Raw genomic sequence first — 21,295 nt, 5'->3', positions numbered from 1 at the left:
CTGGAGTATTTTTAGCTAAAAGAAATGAGGCCGGGCGATGCTGGCTTTGACCAAGCTGACCTTGTCTCATTTTCGTTCGCATAAGCGAGCGGAGATGGAGCTGGACGGACGCCCGGTGGCTCTTTTTGGTGCCAATGGGGCGGGTAAGACCAATATATTGGAAGCTGTATCGCTGTTTTCGCCCGGGCGTGGTTTGCGCCGGGCAGGGGCTGCCGATATGGCGCGCCGGGCCGAGGATGTTGGCTGGAAGCTGACTGGGCAATTGCAGGCAGCACATCAGATCTATGAAATTGAAATCTGGTCCGAAGGTGGCGCTGCACGCCAGATCCGTATTGATGGCAAAGCCGCCAATCAGATTGCTTTGGGCAAAATTTGCCGGGTGGTCTGGCTGATTCCGGCAATGGATCGGCTGTGGATCGAAGCGGCCGAGGGGCGGCGGCGGTTTTTGGATCGCATTGTTCTAAGCTTTGACCCCGGCCATGCAGAGGCCTCGTTGGCCTATGAAAAAGCTATGCGTGAGCGGAACCGGTTGCTGAAAGAGCAGGTGCGCGATCCGGCCTGGTATCGGGTGCTGGAAGGGCAGATGGCTGAGGCAGGAAACCGGGTGCATCAGGCGCGGGTGCAGGCCATCGAGAACTTGCAGGTGGCGCAGGCCGGAGCGGAGACCGCCTTTCCCGCAGCAGAGCTGGAGTTGATCCAGAACGAAGGGGCGATGCCGGGTGGCGAAGAAGATTTCCGCGAGGCATTGGCCGAAAGCCGGTTTCGGGATCTGGCGGCGGGGCGCACTTTGGTTGGGCCGCATCGTAGCGACCTGATCGGAACCTTTGAGGCCAAGGGTGTTGCGGCCAAGGACTGTTCGACGGGTGAGCAAAAAGCACTGTTGGTGTCGCTGATTCTGGCAAATGCACGGGCGTTGGCGCAGCGCGATGGGGCGCCGCCAATGTTGTTGCTAGATGAGGTGGCAGCGCATCTGGACGCGGATCGTTGCGCGGCATTGTATGATGAGATTTGTGGATTAGGGGCACAGGCCTGGATGACGGGGACGGGGGCAGAGATGTTTACAACGCTTGGTGATCGGGCGCAGATGCTAGAAATCACCGAAGCCGAAGGTCAGTCGCAGGTGGCCCAGTTATGAGCGTAACTGTTTGGGATCTGGTGCTGTATTCCGGGGCGCTGTTCATTTTGTTTTTGACGCCGGGGCCGGTGTGGTTGGCTGTGGCAGCGCGGTCGTTGTCGAGCGGGTTTAACAGCGCTTGGCCGCTGGCGTTGGGTGTGGCCGTTGGAGACATTTTGTGGCCGCTGGTGGCGGTTGCAGGGGTGTCTTGGCTGGTATCCGAGGTCGAGGGCGCGATGGGCATTTTGCGCTGGGTGGCCTGCGGGATGTTTGTTGTTATGGGGGGGCTATTGATCCGCCATGCGGGGGATAGCCTGCAGGAAAACAAGGCGTTAACGAAACCCGGTGCCTGGGCTGGGTTCATGGCTGGGGTCTTGGTGATCCTGAGCAATCCCAAGGCGGTGTTGTTCTACATGGGGGTGTTGCCAGGGTTCTTTGACCTGTCACAGGTGACCTGGGGTGATTTGGCGGCGATTGTGGTGTTGTCGTTTATGGTGCCGCTGTTGGGCAATTTGGTTCTGGCTGGATCGATCCATCACCTGCGCCAATTCATCTCGTCGCCCGAGAAGTTGCGACGGATCAACTATGTTTCGGGCGGTGCGCTGATCTGCGTTGGGCTGGCGATTTTGCTGTTTTAAGCTTTGGGTGCAAGCCAGGAGTGTAGAAAGGGCTGTAGCGAGACAGCGGGCGAAGCCGGTTTATTGTGTTCCGTGCAAAACCACAGGGCCAGAACGTGGTAGATGAAGGCCTGGATGCCCTCGGCCAGTAGGTCCGGCGGAGTGTCATCGCGCACCGTGCCCGTGCCTTGTAGTTCAGCCAGCCACCCTGCAAAGATGGTGACCTGACGGATTATGCCCGCAGTTACCACCTCGTCCATTTCGGCACCGGTCGAGCCGGAATAGCGCAGCATGATGTCAAAGATCACCCGGTCGGTTGCGGTGAAATCCAGCAGCGGGGTGAGGCGATCTATGATCTCGTCGATTGTGCTGGGCTGACCCTTGGCTTCCATCTGGTCGAGATAGGTCATGACCTCGGCACCGATTAGCACTGCAAGTAGCCCGTCTTTGTCCTTGAAGTGCGAAAACAGGGTGCCTTTGGCGACACCGGCCTGATCCACCACATCTTCGACGCGCAGGGCGGAATAGCCCTGAACGGTTACAATTTCACGCGCAACGTCGATTAATTTTGCACGTGTTTTCAAGCGTCTTTGCTGAGGAGGGCGTGTGTTCACGGAAGCGTTACCATTTAGAAATTGACCGCGGTCAATTTATCTCCATATAAAAATGACCGTAGTCAATTTGCCAATTTGGAGCCCCCAATGTCCAGCCAGAAAATCCTGATCCTGAGCGGTCACCCCGGTGAGACCTCGCTGTCGAAATCCCTTTGCCAAGCCTATAGGGACGCCGCCCAAGCGCAAGGCCATGATGTGCGTTTTCATGACTTGTCTGAAATGTCGTTCGATATGGATTATGGGCAGAGCGGATACCAGAACTCCAAACCATTGGAGCCGGATCTGGATGTTTTTCTGAGCGACGTGGAGTGGGCGAACCATGTTGTGATGGCGACCCCACTGTGGTGGGGGGGGATTCCGGCCAAGCTGAAGGGGCTGTTTGATCGGGCTTTGTTGCCGGGACGGACATTTGACACCCGCAACATCAGTTTCATGGGGTTGCCCAGACCGATGTTGAAGGGGAAAACGGCACGGGTGTTGCTGACTTCGGATACGCCATCGGTGTTTCTGCGATTGTTTTATGGGAACGCTGTGAAGAAAGTGATCAGCCGTCAAATATTGGGATTTGTGGGTATTACGCCGACCAAATTTGCGTCATTTGCACCTGCGACAGACGCTGCTGAGAGCAAGGTTAAGGTCTGGTTGGACCAAGCCGCCAAGCTTGGCGCCAAAGCGGCCTGAATTTGCCTATAAAAATCGGGCGATTCGCGTGACAACCTTGCTCGGATTCCGTATAAATTCGCAAAGTTTAAGAGGAAGACGCGAATGTCCGGAACCGAGCAAGCCCCCGCAGAATATGGCGCGGATTCCATTAAAGTTCTCAAAGGCTTGGAGGCGGTCCGAAAACGTCCTGGTATGTACATCGGTGACACCGATGATGGCTCGGGCCTGCACCACATGGTTTATGAGGTGGTCGACAACGGTATCGACGAGGCGCTGGCTAACCATGCCGACCATGTGCGGGTGAAAATCCATGCTGATAGTTCGGTTTCGGTGTTTGATAACGGTCGCGGAATTCCGGTAGATATTCATGCCGAAGAAGGCGTTTCAGCGGCCGAGGTTATCATGACCCAGCTGCACGCAGGCGGTAAGTTCGACAGTAACTCGTACAAAGTGTCCGGTGGTTTGCACGGTGTGGGTGTATCTGTTGTGAACGCTCTGTCCGATTGGCTGGAGCTGCGGATCTGGCGCAATGGCAAAGAACACGTTGCCCGGTTTGAGCGCGGCGATACGGCCGAGCACCTGAAAGTTGTCGGTGAATGTGGTGATGAGACCGGTACTGAGGTTCGGTTCATGGCCTCGACCGATACGTTCAGCAACTTGGAATACTCATTTGAAACGCTGGAAAAGCGTCTGCGCGAACTGGCGTTCCTGAATTCCGGCGTAAAGATCATCCTGATTGATGAACGCCCAGCCGAGCGGCTGGAATCTGAGCTGTACTATGACGGCGGCGTCAATGAGTTCGTCAAATACCTGGATCGCCACAAGACATCCGTCATGGAAGCGCCGATCTATATCAAGGGTGAGCGCGACGACATTGGTGTTGAGGTCGCGATGTGGTGGAACGATAGCTACCACGAGACGGTGCTGCCCTTTACCAACAACATTCCGCAGCGTGATGGCGGCGCTCACGTGGCTGGTTTCCGCGGTGCGTTGACCCGGACCATCAACAACTATGCCCAGTCCAGCGGCATTGCCAAGCGGGAAAAGGTTAGCTTTACCGGGGATGACGCCCGTGAAGGTCTGACCTGCGTATTGTCGGTGAAGGTGCCGGACCCGAAATTCTCCTCACAGACCAAAGATAAACTCGTCAGCTCCGAGGTACGCCCGGCGGTTGAAGGCATGATGAACGAAAAGCTGGCCGAGTGGTTTGAAGAAAACCCCAATGTGGCCAAGCAGATCGTTGGTAAGATTATCGAAGCAGCCCATGCACGTGAAGCCGCACGTAAGGCGCGGGAGCTGACACGGCGCAAGACGGCGATGGATGTGAACTTCTTGGCCGGTAAGTTGAAAGACTGCTCCGAGAAAGACCCATCCAAAACTGAAGTCTTCCTGGTGGAGGGTGACTCGGCTGGTGGTTCAGCGCAGACAGGGCGTGACCGCCAGACACAGGCGATTTTGCCGCTGAAGGGTAAGATCCTGAATGTTGAGCGCGCACGGTTTGACCGGATGCTGGGCAGCCAGGAGATCGGCAACCTGGTGATGGCTCTGGGCACCGGCATTGGCCGGGATGAGTTCAATATTGAAAAACTGCGCTACCACAAGATCGTCATCATGACCGATGCGGACGTCGATGGTGCTCACATTCGGACGCTGCTGTTGACCTTCTTCTACCGTCAGATGCCCGAGCTGATTGAGGGTGGCTATCTCTATATTGCGCAGCCGCCGTTGTACAAAGTCAGCCGTGGTAAGTCCGAGCGTTACCTGAAAGATCAGTCCGAGATGGATGATTATCTGGTCAACCAGGGTGTCGAAGGAGCTGTGTTGCGGCTTGGTTCTGGTGAAGAACTTGCCGGACAGGATCTGACCCGTGTGGTTGACGAGGCGCGCAGGCTGAAACGGGTGCTGGATGCTTTCCCAACCCATTATCCTCGTCATATTCTGGAACAAGCGGCTGTGGCGGGTGCCTTTGTACCTGGCGCCGTGGACGCTGATTTGCAGGGCGTTGCTGACAAGGTGGCGATGCGACTGAACCAAATTGCGCTGGAATACGAGCAGGGCTGGCAGGGCCGGATCACTCAGGATCATGGTATCCGTCTGGCCCGTATTCTGCGTGGCGTCGAAGAAGTGCGTACACTGGACGGTCCAATGCTGCGTTCGGGTGAGGCACGCAAGACCGGCAGCTTTACCCAAAGCCTGCAAGAGATCTATTCGACCACGGCCTCTTTGATGCGCAAGGACCGCAGTCAGACAATCCATGGCCCGCTGGGGCTGCTCAAGGCGATTTTGGACGAGGGTGAAAAAGGCCTGTCACTGCAGCGATATAAAGGTCTGGGTGAGATGAACCCGGATCAGCTGTGGGAAACCACTTTGGACCCGGATGCGCGCACACTGTTGCAGGTACGGGTGGATGACATGGTTGAGGCGGATGACCTGTTCACCAAACTGATGGGTGACGTGGTCGAGCCGCGCCGTGAGTTCATTCAGAAAAACGCGCTGAGTGTCGAGAACTTGGATTTCTGATTTCACAGATTGATCAGATCGCGACATAGACAAAGGGCCGCCCAATTGGGTGGCCCTTGTTTGTTAGTGGCTTCCACCGATGTGAGTGTCGCCGCGTTTACGGGCAAGCTGGATCTGCTTTTGCCGTTCGCGGAACCGCGACTTGTCTTGGTCGGAGGTTTCATCAACACACTGATGACAAGATACGCCGTGCTCAAACGCAGGGTGTTTGGTGTCTTCGGGAAGTAGGGGGCGACGGCAGCCGTGGCACAGTTGATGTGGGCCGACTTCAAGGCCATGCCCAACTGAAACACGATTGTCGAAGACATAGCATTCGCCTTGCCATGTGCTGTCTTCTGCAGGCGTTTCCTCAAGATAGCGCAGGATACCGCCCTTGAGGTGATAGACATCCTCCACGCCTTTGCCGAGCAGGAAGTTGGTCGATTTCTCGCAGCGGATGCCGCCGGTGCAGAACATCGCGACCTTTTTGTTGTGGAACCGGTCTTTGTTCTCTTCCCACCAGGCGGGGAATTCACCAAACGACTGGGTCTTGGGGTCGATTGCGCCCTCAAACGTACCGATGCCCACCTCGTAATCATTGCGGGTGTCGATCACCACGACGTCGTCCGACTGGATCAACTCGTTCCAGTCTGTGGGTTCCACGTAGTGGCCGACATGCGCCTTGGGATCGACATCGGGTTGCCCCATGGTGACGATCTCTTTCTTCAACCGCACCTTCATCTTGCCAAACGCAGGTTCTTCGCTGGTGGCCTCTTTCCATTCCAGATCGGCACAGCCGGGCAGGGATCTAATATGGGCCAGAACAGCATCGATGCCGGATCGCGGCCCGGCGATGGTGCCGTTGATGCCCTCGTTGGCCAAAAGCAGAGAGCCTTTGACCTGATTGTTCAGGCAGAGCTCCAACAGGGCTGGCTTGATGGCTGCAGTGTCGGAAAATCGGGTGAAGTGATAGAGCGCGCAGATTACATACATGGCGCATGCGATAGAACGGAGAGGCCTTGATTTCAAGGCTCACGTTGACCTGCGGGTCACCAATGCGTAGCCAGAAGGAATAAAGCGGGAGATTAAAATGACCAAAGCACTGATTGTCATCGATGTTCAAAACGATTTTTGCCCCGGCGGCGCATTGGCGGTTCCAGAGGGCGACGTGATTGTCCCTGCCATCAATCAAATGATGCAGGACTATGATTCGGTGATCTTGACCCAAGACTGGCATCCGGCTGGACATTCATCATTTGCCTCATCTCATGGTGGAAAAGCCCCATTTGAAACAACTCAAATGCCTTATGGGGCGCAAGTTTTATGGCCGGATCATTGTGTTCAGGAAAGCAATGGCGCCGCGTTTCATCCCGATTTGAAAAGCGATGCGGACCTGATCATTCGCAAGGGTTTTCGTTCTCACATTGATAGCTATTCCGCCTTCTTTGAGAACGATCAAGCCACACCCACCGGATTACATGGCTATTTGAAAGAGCGTGGTATCAATGAGTTAACCATGGTTGGGTTGGCGACGGATTTCTGTGTTGCGTTCTCGGCTATGGATGCGGCACGTCATGGATATGGGGTTCGTGTTGAGCTTGCTGCGTGTCGTGCCATTGATATGGATGGCTCTCTGGAAGGTGCGCTGAAGCAAATGCAAAATGCCGGAGTGACTCTAGGTTAATAATGAGTCTCTAATTGTTAAGGACATTGGGCTACCTAGGCATTGAAGTGGCAACATTCTAAGGCAATCCAATGACCGATCTGGGGGATCAAACCTCGGGGCCAGTGATCGACTATAATCAGATCTACAGTCCCAAAGGCTTGTTACTGCGCTACGCACGTGGCCGGATCCGTCATTTTGCCAATCGCCAGATTTTTGCGGTCGCTGCCGGTATTATTCTTTGTTTCCTCATCTCTCCGATTATTGGGCTGGTCGCTATCACAGTTGTCTTCACTGGAGACGTGGTCGACTGTCTATACTTGCATAATGTTCCACGCCTGATTGAGCGTGGCCATTCTATGCGCCGAATAATGATTTTCAGTGCCGCAACGGCAAGTTTTCAAGCGCTAACAACGTCGGCTTGTGTATGGCTGTCTTGGGAGGCGCAACATGCGCAAGCAGAACCACTGTTTGCGCTTGGACTTTTGATCAGCGCTACGATCAACGCTGGTCTGGTTTTTCCCTATAATCGTCTGGCTGGCGCTGTGCGTTTAGCAATCTACGGGTTAACACCGATCGCCATTTTGGTCGTTGAGAGGCTAAACCCAGAGCAGTTGGACGCAGGTGAGCACATAAATATGGCCGGTTTGGCCATGCTTTATACGCTGTTGATATGGTTCTTGAGTTTCATGGTCGATAACTTTCATCGCCACAGAAAGAACACGCAAGCCCAGTTTGAACAGCACCAGCAATTGGAAGTGTCGAACGCATTGCTGCAAGAACAGCAACAGCAGGCCAGGCGGCTAGCTCTGGTTGCGGAACACGCCAGCGATAGCGTTTTTCTTATTGATCGGAACGGTAAAATTTCCTGGGTAAACGATTCTTTCACGCGGATTACTGGCTATTCGTATTCAGAGGCAATCGATCGTACCCCCTGTGAGTTATTGGGGACCGAGGAAGCTGACCCAGAAGCCGTCAGTAAGTTGATTGCAAACCGAGAGAAAGGACTGCCATTTAGGGTTGAGCTCAAAAGTCGATGTAAAGACGGTTCCCTGATCTGGATAGAGACCAACCAAGTTCCGGTGCGTGGCTTTAACGGTGAGGTGGAAATGGTTGTTGCGGTTGAGCGTGACGTTACCGCAGCTCATTTGCATGCCCAGCAGCTTGAAGAAGCGCGGATTTCTGCGGAAGAGGGTGAACGAACCAAGGCAGACTTCTTGGCAACTATGAGCCACGAAATCCGGACACCGATGAACGGGGTTATCGGGATGGCCCAAATGCTGGAAGCGACGCAGTTGGATGAAAACCAAAAACTATATACGGATACGATCCTAAGTTCTTCCAAGACTTTGCTGGCGTTGATCAATGATGTGCTGGACGTCTCCAAACTAGATGCAGAAAAGATGACGTTCAGCCTTGTCGACTTTGAATTGCGAACCTGCTTCGAAGAAACTTTGTGCCTATTACGGACGCAGGCAGTACAAAAAGGTTTGAAGCTGAAGCTGAGTGTACCAGATGAACTACCTGTACGTGTTCATGGTGACGATCGCAGAATCCGCCAGATCATTTTGAACCTGGTTGGGAATGCTCTCAAGTTTACCGAACAAGGTGAAGTCGCGGTTGGTGTTGATATCCAGCCCGTTGATGACAGGCTTGAGCTGTCATTTTCGGTAACTGATACTGGAATTGGTATTTCGCAGGATAAGCTCACCCATGTGTTTGAGCGTTTCTCACAGGCCGAGACTGCTACGACTCGTCGATTTGGCGGGACGGGTTTGGGGTTGACCATCTCGCGGAAACTGGCGGAGGCAATGGACGGCGAGATCGAGGCGACCTCGGAGCTTGGGATGGGATCCTGTTTTACAGTGAAATTGCTGCTGGATACGGCGCAGTCTCCAATTTCATCCAGCCCCAACAGTACGAGGGCATCGACAATTCAGTCCGAAGGTTTCGACGGGATGAAAGTTCTTGTAGCAGAGGATAACAAGGTGAACCGTTTGGTGATGCGGAAGTTCCTGCGCGATGTCCCTGTCGAACTGGAATTTGCCCACAACGGAAGCGAAGCTGTGGAAAAAGTTCAGTCCATGGAACCGCACTTGGTGTTCATGGATATGTCGATGCCGGTGATGAACGGGATCGATGCCACACTTGCCATTCGAAACAATGGTGGGTTGCAGCCAGTTATCGTCGCTTTGACAGCCAATGCCTTTGACAGCGACCGGGACGCATGCCTCGAGGCGGGTATGAATGGATTCTTGAGCAAGCCGTTAAACCGCAGTGAAGTTCTGGCCGAGATGCAAAGGTATCACTCCAAGGGTGAAAACCGCTTAGATAGCTGATTTTCTTGCCCATCAGGCTTGGGTGTCCTATCAACCTGTGAACCAACGCATGAGGTCACCGGTGGATATTGCAACCCGGGTCTATAACCATAAATGGAAAATCGATCCGATCGTACGGTCGTTGATCGACACCGATTTCTACAAGCTTTTGATGTGCCAGTCGGTGTTTCGCAACAAGCCGGACACTCAGGTCACGTTTTCGCTGATCAACCGCTCGATCAAGGTGCCATTGGCCGATCTGATCGACGAGGGTGAGTTGCGCGAACAACTGGACCATATTCGTACATTGACGCTCTCGCGTGGCGAAAGCACTTGGCTGCGCGGCAATACGTTTTATGGCAAACGCCAAATGTTCCGGCCTGACTTTATGGAGTGGTTTGAGGGGCTCCGTTTGCCGCCGTATCACTTGGAACGTAAAGGCGATCAGTATGAGCTGACATTTGAGGGCAGCTGGCCCGAAGTGATGTTGTGGGAGATCCCGGCACTGGCGGTGCTGATGGAGCTGCGCAGCCGAGCGGTTTTGAACAAGCTGGATCGGTTTGAGATACAGGTTCTGTATGCCCGCGCCATGACCAAGGTTTGGGAGAAAATCGAGCGCTTGCGTCAGATTGACGGCCTGACAATTGCTGACTTTGGCACTCGTCGTCGTCATTCGTTCCTGTGGCAGGATTGGTGTGTACAGGCGATGAGCGAAGGGCTAGGTGACAAGTTCACCGGTACGTCGAACTGCAAGATAGCCATGCGCCGAGAACTTGAGGCGATCGGCACCAATGCGCATGAACTGCCGATGGTCTATTCCGCGCTGGCCAATAATGACCAGGAGCTGGCCCAAGCTCCCTATGATGTTTTGTCGGACTGGCGGGATGAACACGAAGGCAACCTGCGGATCATTTTGCCCGATACCTATGGGACCAAGGGTTTCCTAGATCGCGCGCCAGAGTGGCTTGACCGCTGGACGGGCATCCGCATCGACAGTGGAGACCCAGCAACTGCAGCCGAGATTGCTATCAATTGGTGGAAGCAGCGAGGCGAGGACCCGAGCACCAAGCGTGTGATCTTCTCGGACGGGCTGGATGTGGAAAAGATCGCAGAATTGCACGCCAAGTTCTCGGACCGGGTTAATGTGTCGTTTGGTTGGGGGACATTGCTGACCAATGATTTCCGCGGGCTGGTCCCGAATGATGGTTTGGTGCCGTTTTCGCTGGTGTGCAAGGCTGTTTCAGCTAATGGGCGACCAACGGTCAAGCTGTCGGATAACCCGGAAAAGGCCATGGGCCCCGCGGATCAGGTCGAACGCTACAAACGGGTGTTTGGCGTTGGTGCGCAAGAACGAATCAAGGTCGAGGTTTAGCCCGCTTAATCCGTTCTGCTCTGCTATTTGCGGTGCAAAATTCTTCGAAGAATTTTCTGGGCGTCTGGTCGCTACCCATGATGCGCCGCAACGGTTTTGAGTTGTGAAAATCCGTACAGCGCTTCGAACCCTTTTTCGCGGCCATGGCCAGATTTTCCAACCCCACCAAAGGGGAGTTCGACCCCTCCGCCGGCACCATAGTTGTTGATGAACACCTGACCGACTTTTAGTTTTTTGGCCAGCCGCATTTGCCGTCCGCCATCCCGGCTCCAGATACTGGCGACAAGACCGTAATCGGTGGCGTTGGCGATCTCGATGGCGTCTTCTTCGGTATCGAAGGGAATGATGACCTGAACCGGGCCAAAGATCTCGTCACGGGCCAGTGAGTGGTCGTGTGGTACATCGGAAAACAGGGTAGGGCGGACATAGGCACCCGCCGTTGGGGCGCTTTCGGCGATGGTGCCTTGGGCGGCAATGGTTAGGTCTGATCCTTTGCTCAGGAAGCCTTCGACGATGTCTTTTTGTCGGGTCGAAATCAGTGGTCCTAGGTGCAGGTCTTGGCTGGCCGGTCCGACCGTCAGCTCTTGATAGGCGGTGCTCATGCGGGCGACCACTTCGTCATAGACCCCGCGCTGGACTAGAATGCGGGAGGAGGCCGAGCAGGTCTGGCCGGCGTTCTGGATCCCGGCATTGACTAGGAATGGCAGGGCCGCATCAAGGTCGGCGTCGTCAAACACAAGTTGCGGCGACTTGCCACCCAGCTCCAACGTTACGGGTACCACGTTTTTGCCAGCGGCTTGTTGGACCAAAGCACCGGTGGCCACTGATCCGGTGAACGAGATGTGGTGGATGCCCGGATGCGCCGACAGGGCCGCGCCAGCCTCGGTGCCTAACCCTGGCACCACGTTCAATGCACCATCCGGCAGTCCAGCTTCTTGCGCTATATGGGCAAAGGCGAGGGCGGTCAGACAGGCTTCCTCGGCCGGTTTCAGCACGGCAGCGTTACCCATGGCTAGCGCCGCGCCGACCGAGCGACCGATGATCTGCATCGGATAGTTCCAGGGCACGATATGACCCGTCACCCCATGTGGTTCGCGCAGGGTATAGACAGTGTAGCCGTCCAGATAGGGGATGGTCGCGCCATGCACTTTGTCTGCAGCACCGCCATAAAACTCGCAGTATCGGGCCAGCGCCACAGCATCTGCGCGGGCCTGGGATAGGGGTTTGCCAACGTCCATAGCTTCCAAAGCGGCGAGTTCATCGACCCGTTCGAGTACCAGTTGGCCAATACGTGTCAGGATGCGGCCGCGCTCGAGGGCGGTCATCCGGCCCCAATCTCTGTTCAGTGCGGCTTCTGCGGCTGATACTGCGGCATCAATGTCCTCAGCTTCTCCACGGGCAATCTGGCAAATTTCGCTGCCATCCGAGGGGTTCACCAGTGGCAGTGTCTGGCCATCAACAGGCGTACGCCACTGGCCACCGATCAGGCAGCTAGAGGGATCAAACCAGAGAGGATTTGTGTCAGTCATCATGTGGTCCTGTAATCTCGAATGTGTAGCTTTTGAGCTGGTGCTCGGTGTAGGGCGCGCCTTCGCGCAGCTCTCGCACGCCTGGCATGCCACTTAGGCAGGTGCCCCAGAATCCGGCGGCTTGTTTAGAGTAGCTGGACAGCCCCATGCGCCAGCGGCCGGGGAATTCCTGCAGCAGGATTTGCGCGGCCTCATAGCCAAAGCCATGACGTCGGTGTTTGGTGAAGATGGCAAACTCGGATAGTTCCCGGCGGTCGTCCGGCAGGTTTAGGACAATGGCAAAGCCAATGCGCGCTGTATCCTTCTTGATCCAAAAGGCAGTCACATCCTTGCGGTGCAGGAACTGTTCAGCGCGGTCATCGGGATTGACCGATGCCCAGGGCGCAACCTCGCCAAAATAGGGGGCAAGCGCCGCCGCCAAAAAGGCGCGTTCGCGTGGAAGGATGAGAGCAAGGGACAGGCTCATGCAATAACGGTGCCTTTGTTCAGGTCGGGCAGTTTGGGTGCAGCGGCAAGCAGCGCCCGGGTATAGGGATGCTGTGGGTTTGAGAATACGCTCTCTGTGTCACCCTGTTCGACGATTTCACCTGACTTCATGACCAAAACCCGATCTGTGATGGTGCGCACCACGTTCAGGTCGTGGCTGATGAACAGGTAGGTCAAAGAGTAGGCTTCGCACAGCTCTGCCAGAAGATCGAGGATTTGTGCACGAACCGAGACATCCAGCGCCGAGACAGCCTCGTCGAACAGGATCAGTTCGGGGCGGGTGATCAGGGCACGGGCAATGGCGATGCGCTGGCGTTGCCCGCCCGAAAACTGGTGGATGTACTTGTGGGCGTCATCGGGGGATAGGCCAACGGCTGTGAGGGTTTCGGCGATCAGGTCCCTGCGGGAGCTGCCCTTGGGTGGGCTGTCCAGCAAATGGAAGGGTTCGGTGATCAGGCGATCGACCCGGTGGCGGGGGTTGAAGCTGCCAAAAGGATCCTGAAACACCACCTGCATTTTGCGGCGCAGCTCTCTGGGCTGGTGTGTCGTCACAGGGTGACCATCCAGAACGATTTCGCCGCCCTGCAATGGTTCTAGCCCCAATAATGCCCTTGTTAGGGTCGATTTTCCGCATCCAGACTCTCCTACCAATCCCAGACGTTCGCCTCGGTTCAGAGTGAAGCTGACTCCTTTGACGGCGCGGAAGGATCCGGGTGCACCAAACAACGAAGTTCGAGGCAGGCGGTAGTCACGCACGGCGTTTGTTATTTCGAGCAGCGGTGTCGGCGCTAGGGCGGCAGGCAAGGCGACCTGATGGTCTGATGCGGCAAACAGCATTCGGGTATAGGGGTGCTGCATGTTGTGCAACAGGTGCTTGGTTGGGCCTGCCTCCACAACCTTGCCGTGTCGCATGACGGTGATCTTGTCGGCCAGATCTGCTACCACCGCCAGATCATGGGTGATGATCAGCAGGCCCATGCCATAGTCCTGCACCAGGTCTTTTAGCAGTCTCAGGATTTGCGCCTGTGTGGTGACGTCCAGCGCCGTGGTGGGCTCATCCGCGATCAGCAGCTTGGGGCGAAGGGCGATGGCCATGGCGATGACCACCCGCTGCCGCTGACCACCTGACAGCTCGTGTGGGTAGCGACTGAGCGGGAAGCGGTCGGCAGGCAAACCTACACGTTCCAGCATCTCTTGGGCGTGTTGCCGTGCTTTGGCTGGCGGCATGGCCTTGTGGATCAGGATGGTTTCCATCACCTGGTCACCGATGGTTTTGACTGGGTTCAGAGCGGTCATTGGTTCTTGAAACACCATCCCAATCGAGGTTCCGCGCAGGGCGCACATCTGGGCCTCGGTTTGGCTTAGTAAGTTGGTGCCGCTTAACGAGATCACACCGCTGCATTGGGCCATTTCTGGCAATAACTGCATTACCGCGAGCGAGGTCATCGATTTCCCCGATCCGCTTTCACCGGTCACGGCGACGATTTCCCCGGGTTCAACAGATAGCGAGACGTTGCGCAGGATCTGAGTGTCCTTGATGGACAGTGACAGGTTTTGAATATCCAGCAGGCTCATGTGCGGGCTACCCGTAGCTTGGGGTCCAGCCAGTCGCGCAAACCGTCGCCCATCAGGTTCAGGCCCAGAACGGTTACGATGATCGCAGTACCGGGGATCAGCGCCAGATGCGGGGCAAAGCTGACCATGGTCTGCGCATCTGCGAGCATGCGGCCCCAGCTTGGGGTGGGTGGTTGTGCGCCTAGGCCGACGTAGGACAGGCCGGCCTCGGCCAGGATACCAAGGCTGAACTGGATTGTGCCCTGCACGATCAGCAAGTTGGCAATATTGGGCAGGATGTGTTCGGCCGAGATTCGTGCCGCACCTTTTCCTGCCACTCGGGCGGCCATGATAAATTCTCGTTGCCATAGCGACAGGGCAGCACCGCGGCTGATGCGGGCAAAGACTGGGATGTTGAAAATGCCGATGGCGATGATGGCATTGATGGCACCGGCGCCAAAAATGGCGGTGATCAGGATGGCGATCACCAGCGAGGGGAAGGCAAAGACCAGATCGTTACCACGCATGATCAACTCATCCAGCCAGCCGCCATTGCGGGCGGCAGCAGTCAGGCCCAATGGAATGCCGATCGAGATGCCGATGCCAACGGCCACTAGTGCCACCGCAATTGAGGTGCGCGCCCCTACCATGATCATCGAGAAGATGTCGCGGCCAAAGTGGTCAGTTCCCAGCCAATGGCTGGGGTTTGGCGTTTGCAGCTTCGCGGGGATGTTCATGGCCGCGTGGTCAAACGGCGTCCAGACGAACGAGACCAGCGCCGCCAGAAGCACCAGCGACGAAAGGGTTGCGCCTATGATCAGGTTGCGGGTCATGTGCGGCTCCGAAGTCGTGGATCAACCGCGGCATAGGCCAGATCGACCAGGAAATTCACCGATATCACTGCAAAGACCAACAGCATCACGACCGATTCTACGACGATCAGATCACGGGCGGATATGGCTTGGAATACAAGTCGACCCAAGCCAGGCAGGTAGAATACCTGTTCAATGATGATGGCCCCGGCCAGCAGGAACGAGAACTGTAGCCCGATAATGGTTAGCACCGGGATCAGCGCATTTCGCACCCCATGTCGCCATAGCGCCTGGCGGCGGCTAAGCCCTTTGGCGCGGGCGGTGCGCATGAAATCCTCGCCCAGAATATCCAATAACGCCGACCGCATGACGCGAGCCAGAATGGCGGCTTGTGGCAAGGCGAGTGAGATTGCAGGCAGGGTCAGTGAGTGCAGGCCTGTCCATAATCCTCTATCCCAGCCGACAAACCCCCCGGCATTGAACCAGCGCAGGTTGATGGCAAAGATCAGAACCAGCATCATGGCAAACCAGAAGTTTGGCACCGCAACACCCAGCTGTGTGGCGCCCATTACTGCCATGTCGCCGGTTTTGCCACGACGTGCGGCGGCGTAGATGCCCGCAGGAAAGGCGATCAGGGTTGAGAGGGTAAGAGCGTAAAGCGCGAGGGGGAGCGACACCCAGAGTCGGTCGGCAATCATTTCGGCCACTGGCGTGCGATAGGTGTAGGAGGTGCCAAAATCACCGCGCAACATACCGCTAACCCATTCGATATACCGCGCAAATTTGGACTGGTCCAAGCCCAACTCGGCGCGCAGAGCGGCCACGGTGTCGGGTTGTGCGTTGATGCCCAGCATAAAGGATGCCGGATCACCTGGTGCCACCTCGATCACAAAGAAAATCACCAGCGAGGCAACACCCAGGCTGACGATCAGAGAGAGGAGGCGTTTGAGTGAATAGCGTAACATTGCCGCCACGTTAGGAGTGCGATTCGCGCAGGTCTAGTGGGGGAACGACAAGAAACGTAAGGATACTAACGATTTTTGTCTGTCTTTAGCCGAGCAGAAAGCTTGTGTGCGCAATGCGCTCTGGAAATGCAAAAGGCCCCGTTTCCGGGGCCTTTGACTGGATGTAATTGGCTTATTCGGCCCAGCTGACTGCTGTCAGGTCGGTGGCCTGAGTCGGAGCATTGGTCCAAAGGCCCTGAACACCTGCCTTGGCGACGCTGAGTTGGGCAAGCTGGAACAGGTAGCCGTTGACGTAATCGTCGGCGATTATTTTCTGCGCTTCTTGCATCAGCTCGATCCGTTTGCCGGGGTCTGTGGTGGCATTCAGCCCAGTCATTAGCTCTTGGAAGCCCTTGTTGTCATACTGGAAATAGTACTCGGGGCGGGCATAGATGCCGATGTCCATTGGCTCGGTATGGCTGACGATGGTCAGGCCAAAATCCTTGCCCCGGAACACAGTTTCCAACCACTGGGCCCACTCGACATTGATGATTTCAGCCTTGATGCCGACTTCGGCCAGCTGCGCAGCAATGATCTCGCCACCACGACGGGCGTAGGACGGGGGCGGCAGGTGCAGGGTGGTGGTAAAGCCGTCGGCCATGCCTGCCTCGGTCAACAGGGCCTTGGCTTTTTCCGGATCATAGGCCGAGTTGGCTGTCAGATCCACATAGGCCGGGTTATGCGGGGCAAAGTGACTGCCGATGGGCGTGCCAAATCCAAACATTGCTCCATCAACGATGGCCTGACGGTCAATGGCATGGGCCACGGCTTTACGCACGCGAACGTCGTCAAATGGAGGCTGCTTGTTGTTGGTCGACAGGATGGTTTCACCTTCGGTGGAACCCACGAGCACCTGGAATCTTGGATCAGCTTCGAACTGGGGGATGTTCTCTGGGGCCGGGAAGCTAATAAATGCGTCAATGTCTTCGGCCATAATTGCGGCGAAAGCTGCGGTCGGGTCGCTGATGAATTTGAAGTTGGCGCTGCTTAGTACTGCGGGTGTGCCCCAGTAACTATCGTTACGGGTCAATTCGATTTTGTCACCCTGAACCCAGTTGGCAAACTTGAATGCACCGGTGCCGATGGGATTGGTTTTGATGTCATCAATGCTCTCGGGGGCAACAATAACTGCGTCGCCCCAGGCCAAGTTGAACAGGAAGTTGCCGTTGGGCTCGTTCAGTGTGACCTTGACGGTCTGCGGATCAATCACAGAAACATCGGTTATACCAGCAAACAACGCCTTCTGCGCGTTGGTGCTGTCTTCGGCGCGGGCGCGGTTGAGGCTGAATTTTACGTCTTCTCCGTCCATAGTTGAGCCATCATGGAACGTGACGCCGGATTGTAGGTTGAATGTATAGGTCAGCCCATCATCCGAGATCTCCCAGCTTGCGGCCAGACCGGGCACAACGGCACCGTCACCCATGAAACGGGTCAGACCTTCGAATACGTTTGAATACAGGACAGAGTCGATGGCGCCAGCTGCAGCACTGGTTGGATCCAGATGCGGGGGCTCCAGTTGCATGGCTACGGTGATCGAATCTTTGGCTGAAGCCGAACCGGCGGCCAGCGCGAGCGCGGAACTTGCCGCAAGTACTAGTGATTTGAATGACATAATCAATCTCCCCATCTGGTTGTTTGCGCGCCAAAGCATAGGCACCTTAACAAGAGTGTTCCCGCTTTGCGCTACGTAATCAAGGGCATGAGGTCATTTCGCGCACTGGAAGCACGTGGCGTAAATTGCTATGCGTGCGCAACGCGAACAGATTGCAGGACCACCATGAGCGCTACTGCCAAAAAGACGGCCCAAAACGCCGAAGATATTCGCGCCCGCAAGGGTAAAACCCCAATTGTTAGCCTGACTGCCTATACCACACCGATGGCGCGGCTGATGGATGACCATTGTGACTTTGTATTGGTGGGTGACAGTGTTGGCATGGTGCTGCACGGGTTGCCGTCAACGCTGGGCGTCACGATGGAGATGATGATTCTGCATGGTCAGGCCGTCACCCGCGGGCTGCAAAGCGCGATGATGGTCATCGATATGCCCTTTGGTTCCTACGAGGAAAGCCCAGAGCAGGCATTTCGCAACGCGGCACGGCTGATGGCAGAAACCGGTGCTGGTGCCGTAAAGCTGGAGGGCGGGGTCGAGATGGGTGAGACCATCCGCTTCTTAGTAGCCCGTGGCATTCCGGTGATGGCCCATATTGGCCTGACGCCGCAATCGGTCAACACACTGGGCGGCTACAAGGTGCAGGGCAGGGACGATCAGGCCGACAAAGTTCTGGCGGATGCCCGAGCCGTGTCAGAGGTTGGAGCCTTTGCCGTTGTGCTGGAAAAAGTGCCGCAGAAACTGGCGGATCAGATCACGGCGGACGTTCCAATTCCGACCATCGGTATTGGGGCCTCGGCCGGGTGCGACGGGCAGGTTCTGGTTGTGGACGATATGCTGGGCTTTTTCACCGCGTTCAAAGCCAAATTTGTGAAGCGATATGCAGAGCTGGGTAATGATGCCGAGGCTGCAATTGCTGCCTATGCAGCCGAGGTTCGCGCACGGGAATTTCCGGCCGCTGAACATGTGTTTGCCGATCAGGCCCCCAGCAAGAGTACCAAAAAATGACCGCTCCAATTTTGCGTCAACTAAGTGATCTGAGGGCAAAACATGCGGATTGGATCAGGGCTGGGGAAAGCGTTGCCGTGGTGCCAACTATGGGTGCGTTGCACGCGGGGCATTTGTCACTGGTCGAGGCCGCCTGTACTGCTTGTGACCGGGTAATTGTGACGATCTTTGTCAACCCACGGCAGTTCAACAATGCCTCGGATCTGGCCAATTATCCGCGGACCGAGCATGACGATGCGCAGAAGCTATCGGGTTATGATGTTGATGTGATCTATGTGCCGGATGGCGACCAGATCTACCCCGATGGCTATGCCACCAATGTCTCGGTTCGCGGTGTGACGGCTGGGCTAGAGGGCGAGTTTCGTCCGGGGCACTTTGATGGTGTAGCAACCGTAGTGGCCAAGCTGTTTCTGCAAACCGGGGCGCATAAGGCGTTTTTCGGGCAGAAGGACTTTCAGCAACTGATGGTGGTCAGACGTATGGCACGGGATCTGGATATCCCGATTGAAGTGATCGGTTGCGAGACCGTGCGTGAGCAGTCAGGGTTGGCGATGTCGTCGCGTAACCTCCGGCTTTCGCCAGAGGGATTGGAGCGTGCCGCAATGCTGTACCCAATCATGCAACAGGTGGCGGCTCGTCTGGTGGGAGGGGAAAGTTTTGCCCCATTGGCAGATGAAGCCCGCGACAAGCTGGAGCAGGCAGGCTTTAACGATATCGAGTATTTTGACCTGCGGTGCGAGGATCAGTTGCAGATACTGGAGCGTCCAACCAAGCCAGCTCGACTATTGGCCGCAGCATGGATGGATGGCATTCGCCTGATTGATAATATCGCCGTCGATCAACTAAATGATTAGTAGGGGCTGGTAGCGGTAGCATTTTTGCGGCTAGTGTTTGCCCCGACACATAAATAAGGGGCGGACATGACCTATATTCTGGCAATCGATCAAGGCACCACTTCTACCCGGGCAATCCTGTTCGATGATCAGATGCAGGTTGCGGGGAGCGCTCAGCAAGAGTTTGAGCAGCATTTCCCACAGGCGGGATGGGTAGAACATGATCCTGAGGATCTGTGGAACACCACGGTCGACACCTGTCGGCAGGTGATGGCCAAGGTTGGAGTGACTGCGGCAGACATTGCTGGGATTGGCATCACCAACCAGCGTGAAACGACGGTGGTCTGGGACAAGGAAACCGGCAAGCCGATCCACAATGCTATTGTTTGGCAGGATCGACGCACCACCACGATTTGTGAGGCTCTGCGCGAGGCAGGGCATGAAGAGATGATCAGCCACAAGACCGGGCTGCTGCTGGACCCGTATTTCTCGGGCACCAAGGTGAGCTGGATTTTGGATCAGGTGCCAGGGAGCCGCGAGCGTGCAACCAAGGGCGAGTTGCTGTTTGGTACTGTCGACAGCTTTCTAATTTGGCGGCTGACGGGTGGCGCGGCACATGTGACCGATGCCACCAACGCGGCGCGGACTTTGATGTATGACATTCGTCAGGGTGAGTGGAGTACTGAGATCTGCGAGCTGGTGAATGTGCCCATGGCAATGCTGCCAGAGGTCAAGGATAGCGCTGCCGACTTTGGTGTCACACAGGCGGATATTCTGGGCGGTGAAATTCCTGTACTGGGTGTTGCGGGTGATCAGCAGGCGGCCACCATCGGGCAGGCTTGTTTTGAACCGGGGATGATGAAATCGACCTATGGTACCGGGTGCTTTGCGCTGTTGAACACGGGTGGTGTGCCAGTTGCCTCAAAGAACCGGATGCTGACCACCATTGCCTATCAGTTGGACGGTAAGCCGACCTATGCGCTGGAAGGGTCGATTTTTATCGCCGGCGCTGCGGTGCAATGGCTGCGCGATGGCATGGGAATGATCAGTAATGCGTCGCAGACCGGAGAGCTGGCTCCAAATGCTGATCCCGGTCAGGATGTGCTTCTGGTGCCGGCCTTTACTGGATTGGGTGCGCCCTATTGGGAGCCGGATAGCCGAGGTGCTGTTTTTGGTCTGACCCGCAATTCTGGGCCAGCTGAAATGGCCCGCGCGGCACTGCAGAGTGTGGGCTACCAGACCCGAGATCTGTGGGAGGCCATGCGGGCAGACTGGGGTGGTGAGACCAATGTTACCCTAAGGGTTGATGGCGGGATGAGCGCCAGTGACTGGACCATGCAGAGCCTGTCGGATCTGCTGGGGGCGGCAGTTGACCGGCCAGTGATGCAAGAAACCACGGCGCTGGGTGCGGCTTGGCTGGCGGGCATGCGGGCCGGGATCTATCCGGATCAAGCTGGATTTGCCGAAACCTGGGCGCTGGACCGAGAGTTTAAACCGCAATTGGACGTGGAAACCCGCGAAGCGGCTTATGCACGATGGAAGCGCGCTGTTCAGGCGGTGATTGGGGTCTGAAGCGGGGGCTTCCGCACCCGCAGGATGT

General features: G+C 56.1%; 18 protein-coding genes. 10 read left to right on the top strand and 8 right to left on the bottom strand.

Going from position 1 to position 21,295, the window contains the following annotated elements; translation table 11 throughout:
- The first annotated feature begins 37 nt into the window (after positions 1 to 37).
- Both recF and AC2T28_RS03340 read left to right on the top strand, forming a co-directional pair.
- A complete protein-coding gene (recF, locus tag AC2T28_RS03345) occupies positions 38 to 1,135 on the top strand; it encodes a DNA replication/repair protein RecF (RefSeq protein ID WP_486747526.1) in 1,098 nt (365 codons plus the stop codon).
- The gene (locus tag AC2T28_RS03340; protein WP_486747525.1) at positions 1,132 to 1,752 is read left to right on the top strand and encodes a LysE family translocator; all 621 of its coding nucleotides are present in this window, start codon (positions 1,132 to 1,134) and stop codon (positions 1,750 to 1,752) included. The genes recF and AC2T28_RS03340 overlap by 4 nt, the downstream gene beginning before the upstream one ends.
- On the opposite strand, the gene AC2T28_RS03335 is transcribed toward AC2T28_RS03340, so the two are convergent.
- Entirely contained in the window at positions 1,749 to 2,315 is a 567-nt protein-coding gene (locus AC2T28_RS03335; RefSeq protein ID WP_486747524.1) for a TetR/AcrR family transcriptional regulator, read from the bottom strand. The genes AC2T28_RS03340 and AC2T28_RS03335 overlap by 4 nt on opposite strands.
- Before the next feature lie 117 nt (positions 2,316 to 2,432).
- On the opposite strand from AC2T28_RS03335, the gene AC2T28_RS03330 reads away from it, so the two are divergent.
- Entirely contained in the window at positions 2,433 to 3,026 is a 594-nt protein-coding gene (locus tag AC2T28_RS03330) for an NAD(P)H-dependent oxidoreductase (protein WP_486747523.1), read from the top strand.
- 84 nt (positions 3,027 to 3,110) lie between these two features.
- Entirely contained in the window at positions 3,111 to 5,528 is a 2,418-nt protein-coding gene (gene gyrB, locus AC2T28_RS03325; protein WP_486747522.1) for a DNA topoisomerase (ATP-hydrolyzing) subunit B, read from the top strand.
- Positions 5,529 to 5,591: 63 nt separating this feature from the next.
- Here the strand turns inward: gyrB and trhO are convergent, their stop codons facing one another.
- Positions 5,592 to 6,500 (bottom strand): oxygen-dependent tRNA uridine(34) hydroxylase TrhO, encoded by a 909-nt coding sequence (gene trhO / locus AC2T28_RS03320; protein ID WP_486747521.1) that lies wholly within the window; start codon positions 6,498 to 6,500, stop codon positions 5,592 to 5,594.
- Between the two features lie 97 nt (positions 6,501 to 6,597).
- Between trhO and pncA the strand changes: the two genes are divergently transcribed.
- The 3 genes from pncA (at position 6,598) to pncB (ending at position 10,860) form a co-directional block, all read left to right on the top strand.
- The gene (gene pncA, locus AC2T28_RS03315; protein WP_486747520.1) at positions 6,598 to 7,191 is read left to right on the top strand and encodes a bifunctional nicotinamidase/pyrazinamidase; all 594 of its coding nucleotides are present in this window, start codon (positions 6,598 to 6,600) and stop codon (positions 7,189 to 7,191) included.
- A gap of 104 nt (positions 7,192 to 7,295) precedes the next feature.
- Positions 7,296 to 9,509: a PAS domain-containing hybrid sensor histidine kinase/response regulator gene (locus AC2T28_RS03310; protein ID WP_486747519.1), complete on the top strand. Its 2,214-nt coding sequence runs from the start codon at positions 7,296 to 7,298 to the stop codon at positions 9,507 to 9,509.
- 61 nt (positions 9,510 to 9,570) lie between these two features.
- On the top strand, positions 9,571 to 10,860 hold the full coding sequence (gene pncB, locus AC2T28_RS03305; protein ID WP_486747518.1) for a nicotinate phosphoribosyltransferase: 1,290 nt from the start codon (positions 9,571 to 9,573) through the stop codon (positions 10,858 to 10,860).
- 71 nt (positions 10,861 to 10,931) lie between these two features.
- Here the strand turns inward: pncB and AC2T28_RS03300 are convergent, their stop codons facing one another.
- The 6 genes from AC2T28_RS03300 to AC2T28_RS03275 form a co-directional block, all read right to left on the bottom strand.
- Entirely contained in the window at positions 10,932 to 12,389 is a 1,458-nt protein-coding gene (locus tag AC2T28_RS03300) for an aldehyde dehydrogenase family protein (RefSeq protein ID WP_486747517.1), read from the bottom strand.
- Positions 12,382 to 12,855 (bottom strand): GNAT family N-acetyltransferase, encoded by a 474-nt coding sequence (locus AC2T28_RS03295; RefSeq protein ID WP_486747516.1) that lies wholly within the window; start codon positions 12,853 to 12,855, stop codon positions 12,382 to 12,384. The genes AC2T28_RS03300 and AC2T28_RS03295 overlap by 8 nt, the downstream gene beginning before the upstream one ends.
- Positions 12,852 to 14,450: an ABC transporter ATP-binding protein gene (locus AC2T28_RS03290; RefSeq protein ID WP_486747515.1), complete on the bottom strand. Its 1,599-nt coding sequence runs from the start codon at positions 14,448 to 14,450 to the stop codon at positions 12,852 to 12,854. The genes AC2T28_RS03295 and AC2T28_RS03290 overlap by 4 nt, the downstream gene beginning before the upstream one ends.
- Positions 14,447 to 15,262, bottom strand: coding sequence for an ABC transporter permease (locus tag AC2T28_RS03285; RefSeq protein ID WP_486747514.1), 816 nt, complete (start codon positions 15,260 to 15,262; stop codon positions 14,447 to 14,449). The genes AC2T28_RS03290 and AC2T28_RS03285 overlap by 4 nt, the downstream gene beginning before the upstream one ends.
- A complete protein-coding gene (locus AC2T28_RS03280) occupies positions 15,259 to 16,206 on the bottom strand; it encodes an ABC transporter permease (protein ID WP_486747513.1) in 948 nt (315 codons plus the stop codon). Before AC2T28_RS03280 ends, AC2T28_RS03285 begins: the two co-directional genes overlap by 4 nt.
- 172 nt (positions 16,207 to 16,378) lie before the next feature.
- Complete coding sequence (locus tag AC2T28_RS03275; RefSeq protein ID WP_486747512.1) at positions 16,379 to 17,857, bottom strand: ABC transporter substrate-binding protein; 1,479 nt, start codon at positions 17,855 to 17,857, stop codon at positions 16,379 to 16,381.
- A 165-nt stretch (positions 17,858 to 18,022) separates the two neighbouring features.
- Between AC2T28_RS03275 and panB the strand changes: the two genes are divergently transcribed.
- The 3 genes from panB (at position 18,023) to glpK (ending at position 21,267) form a co-directional block, all read left to right on the top strand.
- Positions 18,023 to 18,862: a 3-methyl-2-oxobutanoate hydroxymethyltransferase gene (gene panB / locus AC2T28_RS03270; RefSeq protein WP_486747511.1), complete on the top strand. Its 840-nt coding sequence runs from the start codon at positions 18,023 to 18,025 to the stop codon at positions 18,860 to 18,862.
- Positions 18,859 to 19,716, top strand: coding sequence for a pantoate--beta-alanine ligase (panC, locus tag AC2T28_RS03265; RefSeq protein ID WP_486747510.1), 858 nt, complete (start codon positions 18,859 to 18,861; stop codon positions 19,714 to 19,716). The genes panB and panC overlap by 4 nt, the downstream gene beginning before the upstream one ends.
- A gap of 66 nt (positions 19,717 to 19,782) precedes the next feature.
- Entirely contained in the window at positions 19,783 to 21,267 is a 1,485-nt protein-coding gene (gene glpK, locus AC2T28_RS03260; RefSeq protein ID WP_486747509.1) for a glycerol kinase GlpK, read from the top strand.
- Positions 21,268 to 21,295: the final 28 nt, after the last annotated feature.

The organism is Parasedimentitalea nitratireducens, assembly GCF_057444295.1.
The sequence above is the reverse complement of the archived record's forward strand: the minus strand, read 5'-3'. Positions and strand labels throughout refer to the sequence as shown.

Bases quoted from the DNA above. Each gene is read 5' to 3' on its own strand.
- recF (WP_486747526.1), top strand. From the start codon at position 38: ATGCTGGCTTTGACCAAGCTGACCTTGTCTCATTTTCGTTCGCATAAG.
- AC2T28_RS03340 (WP_486747525.1), top strand. From the start codon at position 1,132: ATGAGCGTAACTGTTTGGGATCTGGTGCTGTATTCCGGGGCGCTGTTC.
- AC2T28_RS03330 (WP_486747523.1), top strand. From the start codon at position 2,433: ATGTCCAGCCAGAAAATCCTGATCCTGAGCGGTCACCCCGGTGAGACC.
- gyrB (WP_486747522.1), top strand. From the start codon at position 3,111: ATGTCCGGAACCGAGCAAGCCCCCGCAGAATATGGCGCGGATTCCATT.
- trhO (WP_486747521.1), bottom strand. From the start codon at position 6,500: ATGTATGTAATCTGCGCGCTCTATCACTTCACCCGATTTTCCGACACT.
- pncA (WP_486747520.1), top strand. From the start codon at position 6,598: ATGACCAAAGCACTGATTGTCATCGATGTTCAAAACGATTTTTGCCCC.
- AC2T28_RS03300 (WP_486747517.1), bottom strand. From the start codon at position 12,389: ATGACTGACACAAATCCTCTCTGGTTTGATCCCTCTAGCTGCCTGATC.
- AC2T28_RS03295 (WP_486747516.1), bottom strand. From the start codon at position 12,855: ATGAGCCTGTCCCTTGCTCTCATCCTTCCACGCGAACGCGCCTTTTTG.
- AC2T28_RS03290 (WP_486747515.1), bottom strand. From the start codon at position 14,450: ATGAGCCTGCTGGATATTCAAAACCTGTCACTGTCCATCAAGGACACT.
- AC2T28_RS03285 (WP_486747514.1), bottom strand. From the start codon at position 15,262: ATGACCCGCAACCTGATCATAGGCGCAACCCTTTCGTCGCTGGTGCTT.
- AC2T28_RS03280 (WP_486747513.1), bottom strand. From the start codon at position 16,206: ATGTTACGCTATTCACTCAAACGCCTCCTCTCTCTGATCGTCAGCCTG.
- AC2T28_RS03275 (WP_486747512.1), bottom strand. From the start codon at position 17,857: ATGTCATTCAAATCACTAGTACTTGCGGCAAGTTCCGCGCTCGCGCTG.
- panB (WP_486747511.1), top strand. From the start codon at position 18,023: ATGAGCGCTACTGCCAAAAAGACGGCCCAAAACGCCGAAGATATTCGC.
- panC (WP_486747510.1), top strand. From the start codon at position 18,859: ATGACCGCTCCAATTTTGCGTCAACTAAGTGATCTGAGGGCAAAACAT.
- glpK (WP_486747509.1), top strand. From the start codon at position 19,783: ATGACCTATATTCTGGCAATCGATCAAGGCACCACTTCTACCCGGGCA.